Here is an 18941-nt window from a genome sequence, read left to right as displayed (position 1 = left end):
GGCCGCTCGGCGTTGGGAGCGTCCATCCCCACCCGCAGCAGGACAGCCACCATGCAGGATCGCAAGCTCGGCTTCAACCCGTTCGTCTCGACACCGACCCGGTCGCCCTCCGCCAGCCGCGCGACGGTGCCGCCAGAGGTGCCGCCACGCCACGGTCAGCAGAGTTTCGCCACGCCCCACGGCCTGCACGGCCGTGCGCCTTCCGCGGGACACGCACCGCCGCGCCAGCCGCCGCCCCTCGGCGGTCACGTGGGCGGACCCAACGCCGCCCAGCTGGCGAACATGAGACGGTTCATGGGCATGGAGCAACAGAGCACGGCGGGCGTGATCGGCATGATGCAGATGCAGACGTCGCACAACACCGCGTTGGCGAACTCCGTCGTCCACGCTGCCCAGGGCACGAGTTACCAGCAGCAGCTGGACGAGGCCATGGCCATTCTCGACATGAGTGTCCAGCACGCGCACGAGATGGACGCCGCCATGGCGCAGTTGCACCACGGTGTCTCCCAGGCCGAGTCCGGCCCCGGCTTCAACCATGAGCACTCGCTGGCGGATGCCTACAACGAGATGGGGCACACCCTGAGCCCCGAGCATGCGATGGCGGCCGCCAGTTTCTCGATGAGCGACTTGAGCTACGAGTCCGCCATGGCCGATGCCCACGCCACCATGAACGACCTGAGCTACGAGTCCGCCATGGGCGAGGCCAGTGCCGCGACGCACAGGATGAGCTACGAATCCGTGATGGCGGAAGTCGGGACTTCGATGAACGACCTGAGCTACGAGTCGGCAACGGCAGAGGCGCAGGCCTCGATGAACGATCTGAGCCACGAGTCGGCGATGGAGGAAGCCACGACTTCCATGATGGACCTGAGCTACGAGTCCGCCATGGCCGAGGCGCAGGCCATGCTTGGAAACCGCCTCAGCTTCGACCCTATCGCGCAAGCCACCCAGGCCATGCTGCCGGATCCGAGCTACGAGAACGTCATGAGCATGGCGACCCACCTGAGCTGGACCTTCACGCGGCACGACTGAGCAGGCCACGGCTCGCGCAAAGGCGAGCCGGGCGCAGGGCACTCAGCCGACCTGATCGCGCAGCTTCTTCCAGAGCTGCTCCCCTACCCGCCCGCGGTGGATCCGCGGTGCGTCCGCGTTGCCTCCGCTGCCGGGCGCCTGATCGCGCCGCCCGCCAGCGTTCTCGCGGCTGCTTTGCATCTGCTCCCACCGCGGGCCGAGGTTCTTCTGCCACGCGTTCTTCACGTGGGCCGCGCTGAAGGCGTCGAAATCCAGCGCCAGGCATTGCTCCTCGGTCACCGGCGTGCGGGTGTGGACGTGAAGGAAGATGGGGCGGGGCACTTCCCCGCCCGGTGTCCGGCGCGGCTGGATCACCATCTCGAACAGCGTGCCCAGCGCGCCCACGTCGCCATCGGACGGCAGCTTGACCGGCGCGGTCACGGCCTGGATCTCGCCGAGTTCCAGCAGGCGATGGACGTGCTTGTCCTTCGGCCGCTCCAGTGTCTTCAGTCCCGAGACTTCGTCGGCCCGGATGCGCTCGTGCACCGTCTCGAGCGAGGCGATGCGCTCGTCCAGCCGCGCCAACGGCGCCGAAGGCGCCCAGCACCTGGGCGTATTCGAGAGAGTGCAGCCAGCGCTGCGGCCCGTCGCCCTCGTCCGACCAGGTCTCGGCGGCCACTTCGGCAAAACGGTCGCCGGCCCTGTCGACCTGCTCCAGCAGCGACTCGATGATGCGGGCATGCCCTGCCCTGACCTCGTCGAAACCGGGCCCGTCTTCCACCTCGCCCAGGGCGGTGTCCTGAAGCTCGATCTCGTCGGTGAGCGTGCGGACCTCGTTGAAGGCCTGGCGCGCGGCCGGCGGCATCTCGTGCATCAGCATGCGCACCTTGTGGAGCGAGGCCTCCTTCAGGGCCAGGGAGCGCTGCAGGTCGCAGGCGAGTGTCACCAGGCGATCCGCGGACTGCCGGTGCGCCGACATGGGCGACGACGGTTCCTCGGCTCCGGCCTCCTGGGCCTGCGCCAGCACCGCGAGGGCGAAGGCCTTGCACTGGCCGATTTCCAGCGCCTGCTGCTTCAAGCGCGCCAGGCCTTGCGTCAGCACGGGCCGTGCATCGGAGGATGGGCCGGCCCCGAGACCGGAGCTCACTTCCTCCCAGGTCTGCGCCATTCCGGTCGCGACCTCCAGCCCCATCGAGCGCAGCGTGAAGTCGGCCGCCAGCAGGCCGCAATCGGCTGCCGCGGCCTTGAGGTCGAGCTTGCACTCCATCGCCAGGAACGCCTGCGCATCCCTGATGGTCGACTTGTGGAAGCGAGTGTCCTGGGTCCGCAGGGCCAGCTCGTTCGACGTCTGCAGACGCCGCAGCAGGCGGATCGACTCCTCGAGCCGCGCGTTCTGCCGTTCGAGCGAGGCCAGGTTCTCGACCGTCTGCCGCACCGGCGCCGGCAGCAATGCGTTGCGAACACGGGCGGAACCGGAGGTGCTTGCGCCTGAGCGCCTGGGTTCCAGGCCCGGCTTGGAGGCGAGCGTGCCGGAGCGAGCCGGCGGCGGCGTTCCAGCGCCCGACGACGCGGCTCTCGGCGGGTTCGTCTGCCGGCCGGCGGGCGACGAGCCGCCGACCCGGCTCTTGCCACTTCCGCCTGCCATGTCGAGGTGCTTTCCAGAGACTGCGGGCTCGCGGACTTGCTTGCGCCGACCCGCGGGAACTTAATCGGCCACCGAGGCCGCACCGTTGCCCCAGGCGAAGCGTTCGCGCGCTCGACGAAGCCGCGCGCCTTCAAAGGCCAGTCGCTGATTCGAGCCCGGGAGCGTGAAGATTCCGCGCCTGTGTCTCGGTGCCATGACCTGCCTTCGTGTTTCGCCGCAAGCTCTACGCCCCCGCGCCCATGAAGGGCGTCCGGCGGTCTAACTTGGAGGGGCACGCACTTCAGCCGGGGTGCGTGACCAGTCTCTCAACCCTCAGCCATGGAAAAGGACCGTCGACATGTCTCTCGGAATCATCAACTCCGGCATTCATGAGTCGCACGCTGCCAAAGTCGGCAAATCGGAGATGGGCGTGAGCGAAGTGCAGCGGCGCGATGACGCCGCTGCCGATGCGCGCCGCTTCGCCCAGTGCCTCCAGAACGCGGAGCCCCTGCTCGGGGATTCGACCGAGCTGGCGAACGAGGCCGTGAACGCAACGCCCTCGTCCTCCTGGCCGGTCGAACTCGGCTACGGCGTCTTCATGCGCGCGTGACGGCCGGCCCGCGCACAGTCACTGAACCACGACGTAGAAACTCGTCGCGTCGCGGCCCGGGGTCACGGCCGCGCCGTGGGCGACGATGCTGTCGAACGAGCCGCTCACGCCGCCGGCTGCCTCGATCAGCACGTACTTCTGCCCGGCCACCGGCGTGCCGCTGAAGTCGAGCACCAGCTTGCCAGCCAGGGTCGCGCCGCCCGCGACCGAGAGGTGGCCCGTGCTACCGGTCGTCACGTTGATCGGCAGGCTCAGCGTGCCGCCGGACGACTGCTGGAACTTGCCCCCGATGGCGGTGGCGAAGTTGCCGCTGGCCAGGCCCAGGCCCGCGTTGTTGGCGACGTCGCCCAGGCCGAAGGCGGTCGCATTGCCCGCCAGCACCTGGCCGGCGCTGATGGTGGTGCCGCCTGTGTAGCTGTTGTTCAGCAGCGTGGTCGCCGCCGCGCCGGCGTGGGTGAACGAGCCGCTGCCGCTGATCCTGGACAAGGTGATGGCGGTCGCGCGGTTCTGCACGATCAGCCGCCCGTTGTTGACGATCGCGTCGGTGGTGGCCCCGTTGCCCGACTCGGCCGTGAGCAGGCTGCCGTCGCCGTCGTAGGTGGCGATCAGTGCGGTCGACTTCACGCCGTTGTTGATCGTCGCGTAGTTCAGCGGGATGTCGCTGCCGGAACCGAGGCGCAGCACCGCGCCCGACTCGATCGTCGTCGTGCCGTTGTAGTTCTGCGGCTGGGCGAAGGTCACGTCGTTGCCGGCCGTGCCCATGATGGTGACGTTGCCGGCGCCGGCGCTGCCATCGCGGTACGGGCCGCCGCCGCCGCCGGTGATCCCGATGTCCAGCCGCACCGGCCCGTTGTAGTTGAAGGCCAGCGTGCCGCCCCGGTGCAGGTTGATGTAGGCGTTCTTCTTGCCGAGAGCGGGCGCGAAAGGGGCTGGCGAAGGGGCGGAGGGCATGAAGAACCTGGCGTTCGTGCCGTCACCCCACTGCACGACGCCCCCGGCCTCGATGTTCACGCCGCGGTAGCTTGCGTCGTTGCCATTCACGCTGTTGGTGCCTCGGTAGATGACCTTCGCCAGGTTCAGGCTTGAGTCGCTCAGGCCGGGGTCCACGAGGTTGGGTGTGTCATGCGGGCTGTTGTCGGTGTGGCTGTAGACGCCGGTCATCACGATCCGGCCGGTGCCGATCGGATGGAAGTTGATGTCGTTGCCGTACGCCGCTTCGTACACGTTCTGCGAAACGGTCAGAACCCGCGCCGGCGGGCACCACACCAGCCACGAACCTTCGTTTAGCACGGCCTTCGCGCCGGGGATCGTCGCCATCACGTGGTTGCTGCCGAAGTCGTGGCCCGTCGTCAGCGAGAGCACGCCGGTCATCGTGTTGAGGCCGCGCATGGAGTTGCCGCCCCACACGCCGGCGAGCTGCTTGACCGACCCGCTGCCGCTGACCTGCCCGAGCAGCACGAAGTTGGCGCTGTTGATCTCGATCGCGCCGTTGTTCAGGATGTTGTTCAGGTTGATCTCGCCATTGACCAGACTGGCCGGGTTCCGGCTGTCGGAGGTGGCGAGGAAGTTCGGCGTCTGGTCGGCGCTCGAGTTGGTGCCGAAACGCAGCGTCGCGCCGGGGTCGATGGTCACCGCCGGCGGGTTGCTGCCCGTGATGTCCAGCACGTAACCCATGCCGGCATAGGTCGTCTTCGAGACGGTCTCGACCTGCCTGGCCGCCGGCAGCGTGAAGGTGCTGGTGCGGGTGACGACCAGGACGCCGGGCTTGCCGGTGCCGCCCGCGGGCCGGATGCGCAGGGTGCCTTCGCCCGAGATGACCCCGGTGTAGGTGCTGACGCCTTCGGGAAGGGAGACGACGGCATTGCCCGACAGGGTCACGTCCTGGTTGGCCAGGATGGACGCGGTGATGTCGATGGCGTCGGGCGTCTGCGCACCGCCCTGGCTGCTGTCGTCCGTCGAGCCGCCACCACCGCACGCGGCCAGAAAGCCCGTGGCCATGGCCACGACGAGCGTTCGCGCCCGGAGGTGCTGGAGGGAACGGAATGGCAGAAGGTCGAAGCGGCGCATCGGGACGGTCGGAGTTGGATGCTCATCATCCAACGCGAGTCCAGGTGTCGCCAGGGACGGGTGTTCAGTGCCCCGTCAGTCCATGTCAGTTCATCAGCGCAAGCCCGCGTGCCGGAGCGTGGCTGCCGAGGCCTATCCAGGTTTCGCACACCGGCAACCAGAAATGCAGGTCGGCCAGCAGCCGCTGCGCGTGGTCCGGACGTTGCTCCCCGGCCAGCAGGCTCTGGGCGGCATCCAGGTCGCGCCACATGTCGGTCACGTCCTGCGCCACCTGCGGCGGCAGCTCATGGGCGGCCAATCTTTCCAGGCGACGCTCCAGCGCTTCGCAGACCTCGAGGGCCAGAGGCGTGGCCGCGGGGGACTCGCGCCCGTCCTCGGCCAGGCTCAGGCGAGGCCAGCACAGCGGCGGGTCGTGCCGTTCGATCGTGCTGCCATCGGTCGTGTGGGGGTTCATGGTCTGCTCCAGGGCTGATGGGCGCCAGCTTGCCGGCGGCGCCTGGCCGCGGCCGCCGCAGCAGCGAAGGTCTGCGCGCCGGCACGAAGGCGGTTCGCGCTTCGCAGGCCGGGCCAGCCGTTCGCCCGGCCGCCGCGGCGTCTGACGTGCGCCCGGCACAGTGGTACGGCGCCAGCTGCGCACCAGCCGCTCGAGCAGTTCCCATGGATTCGCCCCTCTCGCCGCACTCCTCTGCCCTTTCCTCGCCTCGACCGGCGTCTCCGGCGGCGCCTGGTCGGCAGAGCCCGCGCGCCGACAGCCCGCCGCCGGTCTCGCTCGTGCGTCCGGACGGCCTGGCACCGCGGGGCGCCGCCTCTTCATCCGCCCCTGCTCCGCGCCGCCTGCCGGGCGACACCCCCTTGCTCGATGCGCTGCACCGCCTGGACCTGCCCATGGCCCAGGCGCTGTACGAGCGCGAAGCCGCCGGCCGCACTCCCGTTCAGGTCTGGCGATCGGCCGCCGAGGGCCGGCGCCACGACCTGCTGCTGGCGGTGCTGGTGCTGCATCGGCGCCAGGGTATGGAGCGCCAGCTCTGGGAGACGCCGCGCCCGGGCAGCGCCAACGGCGAGCTGTACCGCGTGCTCGATCCGCGCCTGGGCGTGGCACTGGCGCAAGAGGTCAAGCAGTTGCCCTACTACTCGGAAAAGCCCCATCGCAGCACCGACTTGAACCTGAACGACGAGTGGCCGCTGCCGGACGATGCCAGCGAGAAGATCTGCTGCCGCCACCTGGCCCTGACCTGGGTGCTGCAGGTCATGGCCACCGGCAAGCCCGACTACACCATGCTGGGCGATGCCGAGGTCCTGCAGCGCGAGCTGCCGCACGGTCTGGAGGCGATGTACGACCGGCTTCTGAACGCAGCGCCGGAGGTCCAGCTCGTAGGCCTGGCGGATTGGGGCCCTTTTGCGGCCGCCCAATTGCAAGGCCTGGCCGCGGCGCCGGGCCCTTCGTCGAAGTCCATGCTGGTCCTTTCGGGCGACCACGTCATGGCGTTGCACCTGAAGGTCAAGCCCGGACCGGATGGCGAGCCGCGCTTCGTCGCCAACTTCTACGAGCCCAACCGGACGGCCACCCACAAACGCACGGCCAGCAGCAGCCTGCAGCGCTTCGAGGCGCTGCGAGCGCAGGACCTGTTCATCGACGCGCCGGCCCTGGAGGAGTTCTTCGGCGAAGAGACGGACGCCATGTTCATCACACTGCCTGCAGGCGGCCCCGACAGCCTCCAGGCCCCCCCGCCAGGGGGCGACCCGCAGCGCAGGCTGGCCGGCCCGCTCCCGCCGCTGCGGCCCAGCGTGATGCACCACATCGGCCTGGGGGGCTTCGCCGGGACGCTGCGCGATCTGGCGCCCGCCTTCACCGACCTGGCGCGTCGCGACCCCGCGGGTGCCTTCGAGTTCCTGGACGGACGCTCGAACGAAGGCGTGCCGGCGCTGCACCTCGCCCTGCAGGACAACCATGCGCACGTGATCAGCGAGTTCGCGCGTCTGCTCGAGGTGGCGGACCTGGACGAGGACGACCACTTCGACCTGCTCGCTGCCTGCGACGACGCAGACACGTCGGGCCTGTTCATGGCCATGCAGGGCGGCCAGGCCGAGGCGGTGCGCGCCTTCATCGACTCCGTGGCCGCGAGCGGCCTGCCACCGTCCAGGCAGTTCACCCTGCTCACCGGACTGGCCCCGCCAAGCGACCTCGGCCTCGTCATCGCCTTGCGGCCCCAGGGCCTGCCGGCACTGCAGCCGTTCCTCGACGGCCTGGCGGCGCACCGCGGGCTGACCCTGGAGGACAGGATGAGACTGATCGACCTGCCGGGCCGCGAAGGTCGCCCGGCGCTGGGCCATGCCGTGCTGCGCAGCCAGCCTCAGGCGGTGACCACGCTGGTCGCGTGGATCACGAGCCAGGGTTTCGCGGCCGACGACCAGTGCGAACTGCTGATGGCCTACGACGATGAAGACACGCCGGCGCTGACGCGGGCGATGGAGAGGAATGCGTCGGAGAACATCGCCGCCTTCGTCGACGCGGTCCTCGCGTCTTCGCTCGAAGAGACCGACAAGGTCCACGTGCTGACAGCCGGCGGCACGCCGGGCTCGCTGCTGAATCACGCGCGGTCGCACGGTTCCGAGGACGCGATCGCGGCCTTCCGGGCCAGCATCCTGAGGTCGAGCCTGCCGCCGTCCGTGCAGGAGCTGCTGCTGAAGGAGTCTTCGAGCCGGCGGCGCCTGCGCTGAGCGACGGGCCGGGTCTTTCGCTGCACGGGTCGCCAGTTCGCGCGGCGCCGCGACTCGGGCGGTGTGCTGGCTAAGTTCGGCGCCATCTCCATCGCGCGGTTCGCCTGCGACAGCGCCAACTCGAAGCACCGACATGACCGGACCGATCCGCCCCAACTCGCCCCAGCAGCCTGCGCGCGTGCCCCCTGCGCAGGGCGGGCCCGTACGCGGTGCGGCACCCGGCACGCCGGCGGCGCCCACCCATGCGCCGCCCTTGGGCCGGGCACCGGCGCATCCCGGCGCCGGGCCTTCGCACGTCGGCTCGTCCAGCGCCCCGCGCGGGCCTGCCCCGATGCGCTCAGGCGCAGTGGCGGCCGGTTCTTCGCGCCTGGCTGGCCCATCCCTTCGCGGTGCCACCCCGACACCCCCGATGGCCCTCACCACGCTGGCCCGCGAACTCGCCACGCTCGAGCAAGAGCGCAAGACCTTGTCGGCCGAGCTCGAGGCGGCGAAGGAGAAGCGCCTGGCCGATGCCAACCGCGCCGGCAGCAGCGACAGCCGCGCCGAGCTCGGCAAGCTGCAGGACCGCGTCCGCCATGCCGCCACCGCCTTGCACGAGAAGACGGCCAGGCGTGACGCCCTGCTGGACAAGCTGGAGCGCGCCGAGCAGCAGCTGGCCTCGTGCGAGCGCTCCTTGCAGGCCCTGAGCATCGACGACGCCCCGCGCGAAGAGGCTGCCGTCGCACCCGAAGCCGCCACCAGCCGCCCGCAGCCACTGGCGCAGCCGCAGGTGCAGCCGCAGGCTGTCGCTGCACCGACCCGCGTCCACGACCCGGCCGAGACCGCTGCCCGCGAGCGCGTGCGCGACCTGACGAAGGAGCTCGAGCTCGCCAAGGCCGGCCAGGCCCGCGCCCGGCAAGCCCTTGTCGAGGCGCGCAACGAGGTCCAGCGGCAGCAGGAGAACGCGGAGACGATGCTGTTGCCCGAGCGCTATGCGCACCACGTCTACGGCGCCGGCGAGCGCGAGGTCAACGAGTACCTCGTGGCCGCCGGCCTGCCCGCCATGGACGATGTGGGCGCCCGGGGCAACGATGAACGCTTCGCGAGCTACCTGGCGCACTTCACCGAAGAAGCCGACGGCGGCGGCGTCCGCCTGAAGGACGCCTTCCAGGATCCCGATGAGAGCGCGACGGCGTTCTCCGCGCTCTTCGGGGCCATGTTGCCCAACGCCCAGAGCTCGGGCCTGGTCCAGCACTTTACGCAAGGCGACATGTCGCCATTCACCGCGGCGCTGCGCATCGGCCACGAGGCCTTGCTTCCCCAGGCACGGATCGCTGTCGTCAACCACATCACCGAGATCGCGGTCAATGCCGAACGGTTAGCCGTCCTGGCCCAGCACGGGCGCGCGGGTCGGCGTCGCACCGGCATAGGTAGGAATGGCCCCGTCATCAACCGTGAGCAAGGATTGGAGACCGGAAGGCGCAACGCGGTGCTGGCGCGGATCCTGGCCAACCCCGCCCAGCGCATCAACATCATCTCCGGCCTGGCCGAGCAGTTCAGCAGCCTGCTGGATGGCGTGACCAAGGCTTACCGAGGCGCCCTCGGGCGCGTCGATGCGGCCAAGGAGCAGCTCGAGCAGGTCAAGGGCGAGCAGCGGCCCGCCTTCCAGCGCGCCATCGACGCCGAACGCCAGCTCAACGAAGCGCGCGACGAGCTCAAGCAACTGTCGGCCGATCGCCGCCAGCGCGAGGCGGCCGAGGCCAGGCAGGCGGCCCAGGCCAGGCAGGCCGCGGCTGCGTCGACCTCCGGCACTCCCGTGCCCGAGATGGCGGTGGCCTCGTCGACCTCCACAGGCACCGACACCGAGGCGCGACAGCTCAAGTTGCGCGGCGACGTGCTCAAGCACACCGACACCGCCGAGGGCCTGCGCACGGCCATCGCCGAAGCCGGCGATGGCATCCGCAAGGCGGCCACCGATCTGCGTGCCGCCGAAGACCAGCTGGACACCGCCGCCGCACGCCATGCCCGCGACACCGAGAACGCCCGGCGCGAACGCGGCGATCAAGGCGAAGAGCTCACCAGCCTGCGCACCCGGCTCGCTGATCTGGACGCCCGCATCGGGCAGGCCCGCGATGCACTGCGCGCCGACCCGGCGCGCAAGTCCACCATCAGCGATCGCGCCTGGGACCGGGCAGTGGAGCGCCATGTCGAGCCCGACGATGCCTCGCTGCGCGCACGTGCCCGCATCACCGGCTACTCGGGTGCCTACCCTTCGCAAGCCGAGCTGGCCCGGTCGGCCGCCGACGTTTACACCCACGTCTCGCAGCAGCCCCGGTTCCAGGCCGTGATGGCCGCCACCTCGCGCGCCGAGTTCGAGCGTGCCGCGGCGGCGGTGCCGGGCGGCGTGACCGACCTCGTCCACGAGCACGGGCGCGAAGTCGGCCGCGGCTTCAGCAACGACCCCGACCAGACCGCGCGCCCCACCCCGCTGACGCAGAGCAACTTCTCGCTGCAGTTCGTCCAGGGCCGCGTCGTCGTCACGCACATCTACCCCTATGTGCCGCACCGCCAGCTGACGACGGCTTGAGCTGGCGTCGGCTTCAACCCGACGTGCCGGGCCCCGGCGCTTCGCTCGCCGCGGCGTCCGTTCGTGCCGGCGGCGGCCCGATCTCTGCCCCTGGCTAAGGTCGGCAGCAACCCCTCATTCCGTCTTTCACGCCGCCTTTCACGGCGGCATGTCCAGGAGTTGCCCTGCATGACCGGTCCCATCCGCTCCAACCCGTCGTCACAGACGCCGCGCGCCGGCTCGTCGGCCCCTCAGCAGCCGCCAGTGGCGCGCGGCACGGGGCAGAGCTCGCCCGGCGGGCCGGCGTTGGGCCGGCCACCGGCGCGACCGTCCGGCCCGGCGGCGGGCGCCTCATCGATGCGGCGCGCGACGCTGCCGCCCACCACCCGCGCCCTGAGCGCGGGGGCCTCCTCCTCGTCCGGCAGTGCGGCGGCATCGCACAGGACACAGCTGGGCCAGGCCGCCCAGCGCCTGGGGGAGCTGGAGCAGCGGCGCGCGGCCCTCGCCGCCCGGCTGGACGAGGCCAAGGAAGTGCGACAGACGCACACCAGCAAGGGCAACAATGCCGAGCTCAGGAAGCTGCAGGACCGCGTCCAGCATGCCGCGGGCCAGCTGCAGCGCCTGCGCGAGGACCGGGCAGTCCAGCTCGGAAAGCTCGAGAAGGCGGAGCGCCTGCTCGAATCCTGCGAACGTTCGCTCCAGGCGCTGTCGCTGGACGACACGCCGGCACCGAGGCGCGAGGCGCCCGAGACCGCCGTCCCCTCACGGCCGACCAGCGTGGAAGCCTCGCCGGAGACACAGGCTCCCCGGATCTCGCCCGAGGAGGCTGCGGCCCAGAAGCGGGTCGGGCAACTCACCGACGGGCTCAAGCGGGCGCGCGCCGACATGGAGAGTGCCAAGCAGGTGCTCGCCGAGGCGCGCAAGGACGTGGAGAAGGCGAAGGCCCTGGCCGAGGCCGTGGTCGATCCCGACATCTATACGGAACGCGCCGACCGGCTCGCCACGGCCGGGCTGGGCAACTACCTGCGCAGCCTGGGACTGCCAGCCGTGGACCAGCCGCCGCCGCGCGGACAGCCGGATACGCGTTTCGATGCGTACGTCGAGCATTTCACGGAGCTCGGCGCCGACGGATCCCGCACGCTGAAGGCGGCCTTCCAGGAGCCCCGGGAGGCCTTCGCGGCGTTCTCCGCCATGCACGGCGCGATGCAGGCGAACACCTACACGCAGAGCCTGCTGAACCGGCTGCTGCCGGCGGACGTCACCGCCATCAGCGTCAGCCTGCGCCATGGCGGCCAGGACCTGGAAGCCATCGTGCGTCCGATGCTGGTCGACACCTTCCACGAGGACATGCGCATGTCGCAGGGTCTCGTGGAGTCGGCGGACCGCACGGCCAATGCCATGCTGCCGAGGCGCAGCCAGCTCAGCACCGGCTCTTCGATCACGCGCACCGAGATACGGGCCGTGGCCGAACGCAACCGGGTGATGCTGCAGGTGCAGCAGATGCCGATGCATCGCGCCACCATCATCTCCGGCGCCGTCCACCAGACCTGCGACCTGCTGCGCGGAATCGTGCTGCCGGACCGCGCCCGCGCGCTGGAGGAAGTCGCGGCAGCCACGGCACGGCTGGACGAGGCCAAGGCCAGCCAGCGCCCGGCCTTCCAGCGGTCCATCGACGCGGAACGTGAGCTGGGTGCGGCGCGCGAGGAGCTGCGGGCCTTGGTCGATCAGCGCCGCGAGCAGGAAGCCACCGCGCCCAAGGCCGCAGCACCGACGCGCACCGGCCGGTCCGAAGCCGCCATCCCGCAGGTCGAGATCGCGTCGTCATCCTCCGGCGATGCCGAGGCCCGCCAGCTGAAGCTGCGAGGTGACATCACCAAGCACACCGAGTCCGCCGAAGAAGCACGCAAGGGCCTGGAGCAGCTCGACGCGGACATCGCCCGCGCCGTGCTGGACCTGCGCCGCGCGGAGGACCAGTTCGAGACCGCCGACAACGCCCAGGCGCGCGGCCGCGCGGGGGCGCGCCGCCAGCACGCCGAGCAGCGCCAGGAAGTCGGCCGCCTGCGTCGCGAGCTCGACGAGGTGGATGCCGAGCTCGCGCAAGCCCGCACCGCGTTCGACAGGAACCCCGCCAGGCAGGCGCTGATGAGCGACCGCGCCTGGGACCGAGCCGTCGAGCGCCACGTCGAACCCGACGACGCGTCCCTGCGTGCCCGCGCCCGCCACACCGGCTATGCCGGGGCCTACGCCTCGCGCAGCGACATGGCCCGCGCGGTCACCGAGATCCACGAGGAGATCTCGCAGCGGCCCGAGTTCCAGGCCGTGCTGGCCGCTCGCACGCGGGTGGACTTCGAGCGCGCCGCGGCGGCCGTGCCGGGCGGCGTGACCGACCTGGTGCACGACCACGGGCGCGAGGTCGGCCGCGGCTTCAGCAACGACCTCGACCAGACCGAGCGTCCCACGTCCCTCACGCAAAGCAACTTCTCGCTGCAGTTCGTCCAGGGCCGCGTGGTCGTCTCCCACCTCTACCCCTACGTGCCGCACCGGCAACTGACCACCGCGACATGACGGCGAAGTGACAGCAGCCTTCGGCCGCAGACGCATCGTTTCGTCCATGGGCGCCGCGCCCGTCGCCAGATCCCTATCTTCAACCTACCTTCCCGCGGCCACGAAGCCGCCGCCACTGGAGACCGAATGACCATCCCTTCTTCCTCACCGGCCCGCTCGACCGAAGACGGCTTGAACGCGGTGCAGGCCTGGCGCCGTGACGCCGCCCTGACCTTGGGCGCCGACCGTGCTGTGGCGCGCGAGTTCGGCCAGACCGGCCTGCTCGTCATGGACGACAAGCCGGTGTCGCTGCAGCCGCTGAGCGAGCAGCCCACCGGCGCCTGGATCGCCAGCGCCCGGGCCGGGCGGCCTGCCGGCGTCGGCGAGGCGCAGTGGTGCGACGCCCTGCTGCTGGCCAGCAGCCAGAGCCTCATCGTCACGCACGCGGCCTTCGGCCTGGCCGAGGACGGGGACGCGGTGCTGATCGTGCGCACGCCCGCCGGCCTCGACCACCCGGCACTGCTCGGCGCCGAAGTGGCCGGCCTGCTGGCCTTGCGCCGCGCGGTGGTCGAAGGCGTGTCGGCCAGGCCTGCGCAGGAGGTGGTGGACCAGCTCCGGGCGAGCATCGAAGCCGGCGACGAATCCCCGGCCGCCCACGAGCCGGCCGATCCGCTGGCCCAGCAGTTCGAGGCGCCCGAGGAAGTGCTGGTCATGGTCCACGGCGCCATGCTGCACCTGGGCCGCAGCGCCGCGCAGGCGCTGGCGACGGCCCGCAGCGGCGGCCTGGAGATCGACGGACGCCCCATCGGCCTGGCCTGCGACGTCGACGGCGAGAACCTCATCGTCGTCGCGGACCTGGGTCGCGGAGTGCTCGACACCGCGCCGCGGCGCCGCGCGGCGGTCCTGGCCAACACCGAGCTGATGGCCTTCCTCGGGATGGCCGTGGTGCTCGAGCGCGGCCAGGCCCGCCTGATGACGCGCTGGCACCTCACGGGCCAGAGCGCCGAGAGCTTCGCGGGCTGGCTGCGCGATATCGCGCGCCTGGCCAATGCCATCGTCCAGCGGCACACCGCGGACGCGAACCACTGAGGCCGAGGCCTGCATCATGACCAGTCCCGTCCATTCCCAGCGGATCTCGACCCCGGTGAAGCCCGACGCCGAGAAGGCCGTCGAGATCACCGCATCCCCGCCTCGTGCCGAACAGAGCCTGGCCAGGCCGCCGGGGCTGAGCGGTCGTGGACATGCCGGCGCCTCCACTTCCGGCAGCCAGAGCCAGCGGGTCCGCCAGCCCGTGCCTGAGACCAGCGGCCCATCGCCCGAGCATGCCGGCAGCAGCCTGCTGCGCACCGGGGAGCGCTCGGACCGATTCAGCACGCTCGAACGTGGTCGCTACCTGAGCAGCGGCCGGCTCGGGCTGGACAGCACACCCCAGAGCTCGCACGGCAGCAGCCGCTTCGACGGCATCGTCAGCGAGTCCAGCTCCATCAACCGTTGGGTCCCCCACACCCTGGAACAGCCGCGGGCGCAACGCTCGACGACCGAGCCGAATCCGTCGACCGAACTGCAGGCGCCCGAACCCAAGCGCAGCTGGCTGTCGGTGGCCAAGGCCCTGACCAATAGCCTCAAGCAGATGGGCAACGCCGTCTTGAACGAGGCCTCGGTCACCCTGAGCATCGTCAAGCTGCCCAAGATTCCGAAGCGCCTGATGGGCGCCCTGGCCGGCCATGCCATCCACCAGACAGTCGCCGTGGGCATCCCCACCTTCGTGCGCGAGATGGTCGGCATCGGCGTCATGCATGCCATGCGGGCCCAGCCGGCCTCGGTGGCCGTGGGCGTGCAGGTGACCGTGGGGGTGGCCAACCTCGCCCTCCAGGGCCTGCGCGAATTCCGCGAACTGCGCAACCCCGCCGAGGCCGCACGCGCGTACTTCTCGCTCAGCGCCAGTGAGTGGGCCGCCAAGTCGCCCGAAGAACAGGCGGCGATGAAGCTGCACCACCGCCGCATGTCGCGCGCGATGACCGTCGTCCAGGTCAGCGCCTCCGTGACGAACGTGGCACTCATGGTCCACAACTTCGCCCTGCTCGACCCGGTCCGCAACCGCGGCTTCGCCGGGCACGACCACACCAACGCGCTGCGCCCGCTGGCCAACGAGGTGAAGGTGGGCGTCTACGCCGCCATGCGCGACGGCATCCAGGCCACCTTCACCATGGTCGGGTTCACCGCCAGCCCCACGGCCGAGCCGGGGAATGAATTCGCCGCCGGCCTGCGCGGCGCCGCCCATGGCGCGGCCGCCGCCACCTACGCCGCGGCCAACTCGGCGTCGTCGTTCCTGAGCGATGCCCTGATGGGCGCGTGGGTGCCTCACCGCGGCGACGCGATCTCCACGCTGATGGGCAACACCGCGACCAAGATGAGCCATGCCCAGGCCTGGAAGGACGTCGCCCTCGGTGCCGGCGTGAGCGCCATGGCGAACACCCTGGCCGAGACGATCGACTGGTTCCAGCGCATGGAGCACTTCGTCAACCAGACGGGAGCGACGCAGCACTTCGAGTTCGGGGTGACCGGCACCGACTACGGCCGGCTGCTCGACCAAGCCCCTGCCCGCGCCGCCGCGTTCAACGGCATCTTCTCGGCGCTCACCCTGGCGGGCGGCGAGATGGCCAAGAGCGACCTTCCGCCGGCCGTGCAGCAGTTCATCGGCAACGTCGGCCTGGGCGTGATGATCTCCATGCTGGATTCGCCGGTTTCGGGCCTGTGGCAGGCGGAAGACGCGGTGCGAACGGCCACGCGAACCACGAGCAGCGTCCAGATCGAAGAGATACCGGACCCGGAAGCCGGCGTTGGCGACGGCGCTGGCGCCGACCGCAGTGGCCGGACCAGCGGCGAGATTTCCGGCGGCTCGGGCAGCGACGGCAGCGGTGCCACCCGGCTGTCGGCCGGCAACCCGCCGGAGCGACGCCGCAGCCCGTCCCCGACTGCGGACTGAACTGGTCTGCGGCGCCGGGCGGCATGACGCGTTCCGACGCCCGCTGACCGGCCAGCGGGCGCCTCGGCCACGGCTCAGTTGACCGCCAGCTTGCCCGCACCGGCATTGGCGCTCACGATGCTGCGCACGCTGGCGGTCGCGTCCGGCGCGTAGACGTACGGGATGGTCCAGCTTGCGATGGCGAAGCTGCAGGCCGTCGACAGGTTCAGCGGGTTGCCGTTGAGCAGCGAGCCGGTGTCCTTGATCGCGCCTGTCTTGCTCGACGAGCCGGGGTTCTTGACGACCAGGGAGCAGTTCGAGGCGCCGGTGATGTCAAAGGCGTTGTTGTTGGACAGGATCTGCGCCTTGTAGCCCACGCCCAGGCTGTAGTTGTGCCTGTACGGCGAGTCGGCCTTGCCGCCCACGTACGAGTTGTTGTAGACGTGAACCTTGCCGTAGCGAACGCGCGGCGCCCGCTCCATCACCTTGTTGAACAGGTTGTGGTGGAAGGTGACGCTCAGGTGCCCGTCTTCATCCGTGCTGCTGTCCGACGAGCCGATCAGGTTGTTCTTGTCGTGCTGGTCGAACACGTTGTACGAGACGGTGATGTAGTCGCTCGAATGGATGATGTCGACCGCGCCATCGTGGCATTCCTTGACCTGCCCGTTCTCGACCGGCAGCTTGTCGTCCGTCAGCGGCGCGTCGGTGAACTTGTTGTGGTCGATCCAGATGCTGGTGGAGCTGTAGACGTAGATCGCGTCGAACTCGGAGTTCCATCGGCTTTCGCTGCTGTCCCACACCGGCGTCACGTCGCAGGGCGCGACGATGGTGAGGTTGCGGATGATGACGTTCGAGACCCGCTTGAGGAACAGGCCCGCGTTCAACAGCTTGGCGGTCGAGCCGACACCGATCAGCGTCGTGTTGCTGGGGATGGTGATCAGCCCGCGCGCGGCCTGGTCGGCGTGGCTGGTGAAGGCGCCGCCGATGTCGGCGGCCGTCATGTCGATGGTGCCCGAGACCTTGACGATCTTCGGATTCGTGCCGGCGGCCGCCAGGGCCTGCTTCAGCGCCGACGCCGAGCTGACCTTGTAGATGTAGGTCGAGGAGGCGGAGGCGCCGCCGCTGGTGCCGCCACCCTGGCTGGCCCAGCCGTTGGCCGGCGCGGTGTCGGTGCTGTTGTCGGCCCAGGCTGGGGCCACCAGCGTCATCGCGGCAAGGCCCGCTGCGGCCAGGCGAAGTTGATTCAAGTTCACTCCATCGGTGTTGTGTTCGAGGGGGGCAGGTCAGGTGGGTAACCCGCTTGAAACGAAGCACTGATACTTCTGGATGGCGACTTGACTCTGCGCGCAACGCGCCGCGCAGCGTTCACCGCTGAACGCGCGACAGGTCGGCGTCCATAGGATGGTCGTCACAGCCATGCAGCAGCACGACGCCGCACGGCGGAGTCCGCTCCAGCGCCGCCAGCCTCTCCTCGTCCCGCGATCGAGGGCCCGCCGCGACCATTGCGGCACGCCAAAAAAAAGGGGGAGCCGCAAGGCTCCCCCGAACTGGTCTGCAGCCACCACGGGTATCGGGTTGAAGCAGCCTAGGAGTGGATTCGTTCGCTCGATCGCGTGCTCAGAGCTCCGCGATCGAGATGACCTTGCGCTGCGGCGCCACCGGGGCGGCGACGGGGGCCTCGCCGGCCGCGAAGCGGGCGAGCAGGTCCTTCTGCTGCGCCTTGGCCGTGGCCATGTTGGCCAGCTTCACATGGCCAAAGCCGCGGATGCGCTCGGGCAGGCGGACCAGCGCCAGTGCGGCGGCATGGTTGGCCTTGTTGAGGTTGGGCAGCAGGGTGTCGCGCACCAGTTGCTCGTAGTCCCTGGCGAGTTCCCGCTCCAGCTTGCGCTCCTCGGTGTGGCCGAAGGGATCGAACCAGCTGCCGCGGATGCGCCGCACCTTGGCCATCAGGCGCATCGCGCTCATCATCCAGGGGCCGAAGTTCATCTTGCGCGGTTTGCCGTCGGGCCCGCGGCGCGCCAGCAGCGGCGGAGCCATGTGGAAGCGCAGGTTGCCGGTGTTCTCGAACTGGTCGGCCAGCGCGGCCTGGAAGCGGCCGTCGGTGTACAGGCGCGCCACCTCGTACTCGTCCTTGATTGCCAGCAGGCGCGAGAACTGCCGCGCCACGGCCTCGGTCATCGGCGTGCCTTCGATGCCGCCGAGCGCCACTTCACGCATGTGCGTGGCCTGCACCAGCTCGACATAGCGCTGCGCGAGGTTGGCGTCCTGGTAGTCGGTCAAGAACTGGCTGCGGCGCTCCACCAGGCCGCCCGGTCCGAACAGCCGCCCCGGAGGGAGTTGCTCGACCTCCGCGCGGCCGGCAAGTCGCCTGAGCGCTGCCGGGTCGGCTGCCGCAATTCGGCCCAGTGCAAACGCCACCTTGTTCGATTCGATGGCCACGCCGTTGAGTTCGATCGCACGCATCAATGCAGCCTCTGTGACAGGAACCAGCCCGCGCTGAAAGGCAGCGCCGAGCATCACGATGTTGCTGGGCATGGTGTCGCCCATCAAGGTCTGGGCGATGTTCTGCGCATCCAGCGTGGACACGCGCTCCTCGCCCGCCGCATGCAGGAGCTTGGCCAGCAAGCCCTTGGCTTGCAGCGTGGCATCCGGGTTGCGCACGAAGGCGGCCGTGGGGATTTCATGCGTGTTGGCCAGCACCACGGTGCGCCCGTGCTTGACCGTGCCCAGCGCATCGCCCGAGGCGCCCACCACCATGTCGCAGGCCAGCAGCACGTCGGCCTGCTGGGTGTCGATGCGCACCTGGTTCAGCAGGTCCGGCGTCGGCGCCACGCGCACGAAGCTCAGCACCGCGCCG

General features: G+C 70.2%; 13 protein-coding genes. 8 read left to right on the top strand and 5 right to left on the bottom strand.

Features of this window, described 5'->3' with window-relative positions; all coding sequences use genetic code 11:
• The first annotated feature begins 51 nt into the window (after positions 1-51).
• Entirely contained in the window at positions 52-1032 is a 981-nt protein-coding gene (locus tag ACS5PM_RS11630) for a hypothetical protein (protein WP_439387794.1), read from the top strand.
• Positions 1033-1074: 42 nt separating this feature from the next.
• Here ACS5PM_RS11630 and ACS5PM_RS11625 read toward each other — a convergent pair whose 3' ends face one another.
• The gene (locus tag ACS5PM_RS11625) at positions 1075-1596 is read right to left on the bottom strand and encodes a T3SS effector XopP-like protein (protein WP_439387793.1); all 522 of its coding nucleotides are present in this window, start codon (positions 1594-1596) and stop codon (positions 1075-1077) included.
• On the opposite strand from ACS5PM_RS11625, the gene ACS5PM_RS11620 reads away from it, so the two are divergent.
• Complete coding sequence (locus tag ACS5PM_RS11620; protein WP_439387792.1) at positions 1574-2503, top strand: hypothetical protein; 930 nt, start codon at positions 1574-1576, stop codon at positions 2501-2503. The two genes, ACS5PM_RS11625 and ACS5PM_RS11620, sit on opposite strands and share 23 nt — an antisense overlap.
• A gap of 490 nt (positions 2504-2993) precedes the next feature.
• Positions 2994-3245: a hypothetical protein gene (locus tag ACS5PM_RS11615; RefSeq protein WP_439387791.1), complete on the top strand. Its 252-nt coding sequence runs from the start codon at positions 2994-2996 to the stop codon at positions 3243-3245.
• A gap of 18 nt (positions 3246-3263) precedes the next feature.
• On the opposite strand, the gene ACS5PM_RS11610 is transcribed toward ACS5PM_RS11615, so the two are convergent.
• Both ACS5PM_RS11610 and ACS5PM_RS11605 read right to left on the bottom strand, forming a co-directional pair.
• Positions 3264-5243 (bottom strand): autotransporter, encoded by a 1980-nt coding sequence (locus ACS5PM_RS11610; RefSeq protein ID WP_439387790.1) that lies wholly within the window; start codon positions 5241-5243, stop codon positions 3264-3266.
• 154 nt (positions 5244-5397) lie between these two features.
• Entirely contained in the window at positions 5398-5766 is a 369-nt protein-coding gene (locus tag ACS5PM_RS11605) for a hypothetical protein (RefSeq protein WP_439387789.1), read from the bottom strand.
• A 203-nt stretch (positions 5767-5969) separates the two neighbouring features.
• On the opposite strand from ACS5PM_RS11605, the gene ACS5PM_RS11600 reads away from it, so the two are divergent.
• From ACS5PM_RS11600 to ACS5PM_RS11580, 5 genes are all read left to right on the top strand, one after another.
• The gene (locus ACS5PM_RS11600; protein ID WP_439387788.1) at positions 5970-8030 is read left to right on the top strand and encodes a ShET2/EspL2 family type III secretion system effector toxin; all 2061 of its coding nucleotides are present in this window, start codon (positions 5970-5972) and stop codon (positions 8028-8030) included.
• 409 nt (positions 8031-8439) lie between these two features.
• Positions 8440-10596 (top strand): coiled-coil domain-containing protein, encoded by a 2157-nt coding sequence (locus ACS5PM_RS11595; RefSeq protein WP_439387787.1) that lies wholly within the window; start codon positions 8440-8442, stop codon positions 10594-10596.
• 168 nt (positions 10597-10764) lie between these two features.
• Positions 10765-13140 carry a hypothetical protein gene (locus ACS5PM_RS11590; protein ID WP_439387786.1) on the top strand — a complete coding sequence of 792 codons (2376 nt, stop codon included), beginning with the start codon at positions 10765-10767 and terminating at the stop codon, positions 13138-13140.
• A gap of 126 nt (positions 13141-13266) precedes the next feature.
• Complete coding sequence (locus ACS5PM_RS11585; RefSeq protein ID WP_439387785.1) at positions 13267-14208, top strand: hypothetical protein; 942 nt, start codon at positions 13267-13269, stop codon at positions 14206-14208.
• 16 nt (positions 14209-14224) lie between these two features.
• A complete protein-coding gene (locus ACS5PM_RS11580) occupies positions 14225-16105 on the top strand; it encodes a hypothetical protein (RefSeq protein WP_439387784.1) in 1881 nt (626 codons plus the stop codon).
• Positions 16106-16179: 74 nt separating this feature from the next.
• Here ACS5PM_RS11580 and ACS5PM_RS11575 read toward each other — a convergent pair whose 3' ends face one another.
• Positions 16180-17331, bottom strand: coding sequence for a pectate lyase family protein (locus tag ACS5PM_RS11575; protein ID WP_439387783.1), 1152 nt, complete (start codon positions 17329-17331; stop codon positions 16180-16182).
• A 370-nt stretch (positions 17332-17701) separates the two neighbouring features.
• Positions 17702-18941: DUF6537 domain-containing protein (locus ACS5PM_RS11570; RefSeq protein ID WP_439387782.1), on the bottom strand; the 1240-nt coding region annotated here is incomplete at its 5' end.

Source organism: Ideonella flava (genome assembly GCF_051857595.1).
GTDB lineage: Bacteria > Pseudomonadota > Gammaproteobacteria > Burkholderiales > Burkholderiaceae_C > Ideonella.
Note: the sequence above shows the minus strand (reverse complement) of the source record. Positions and strands in the feature narration are given on the sequence as shown.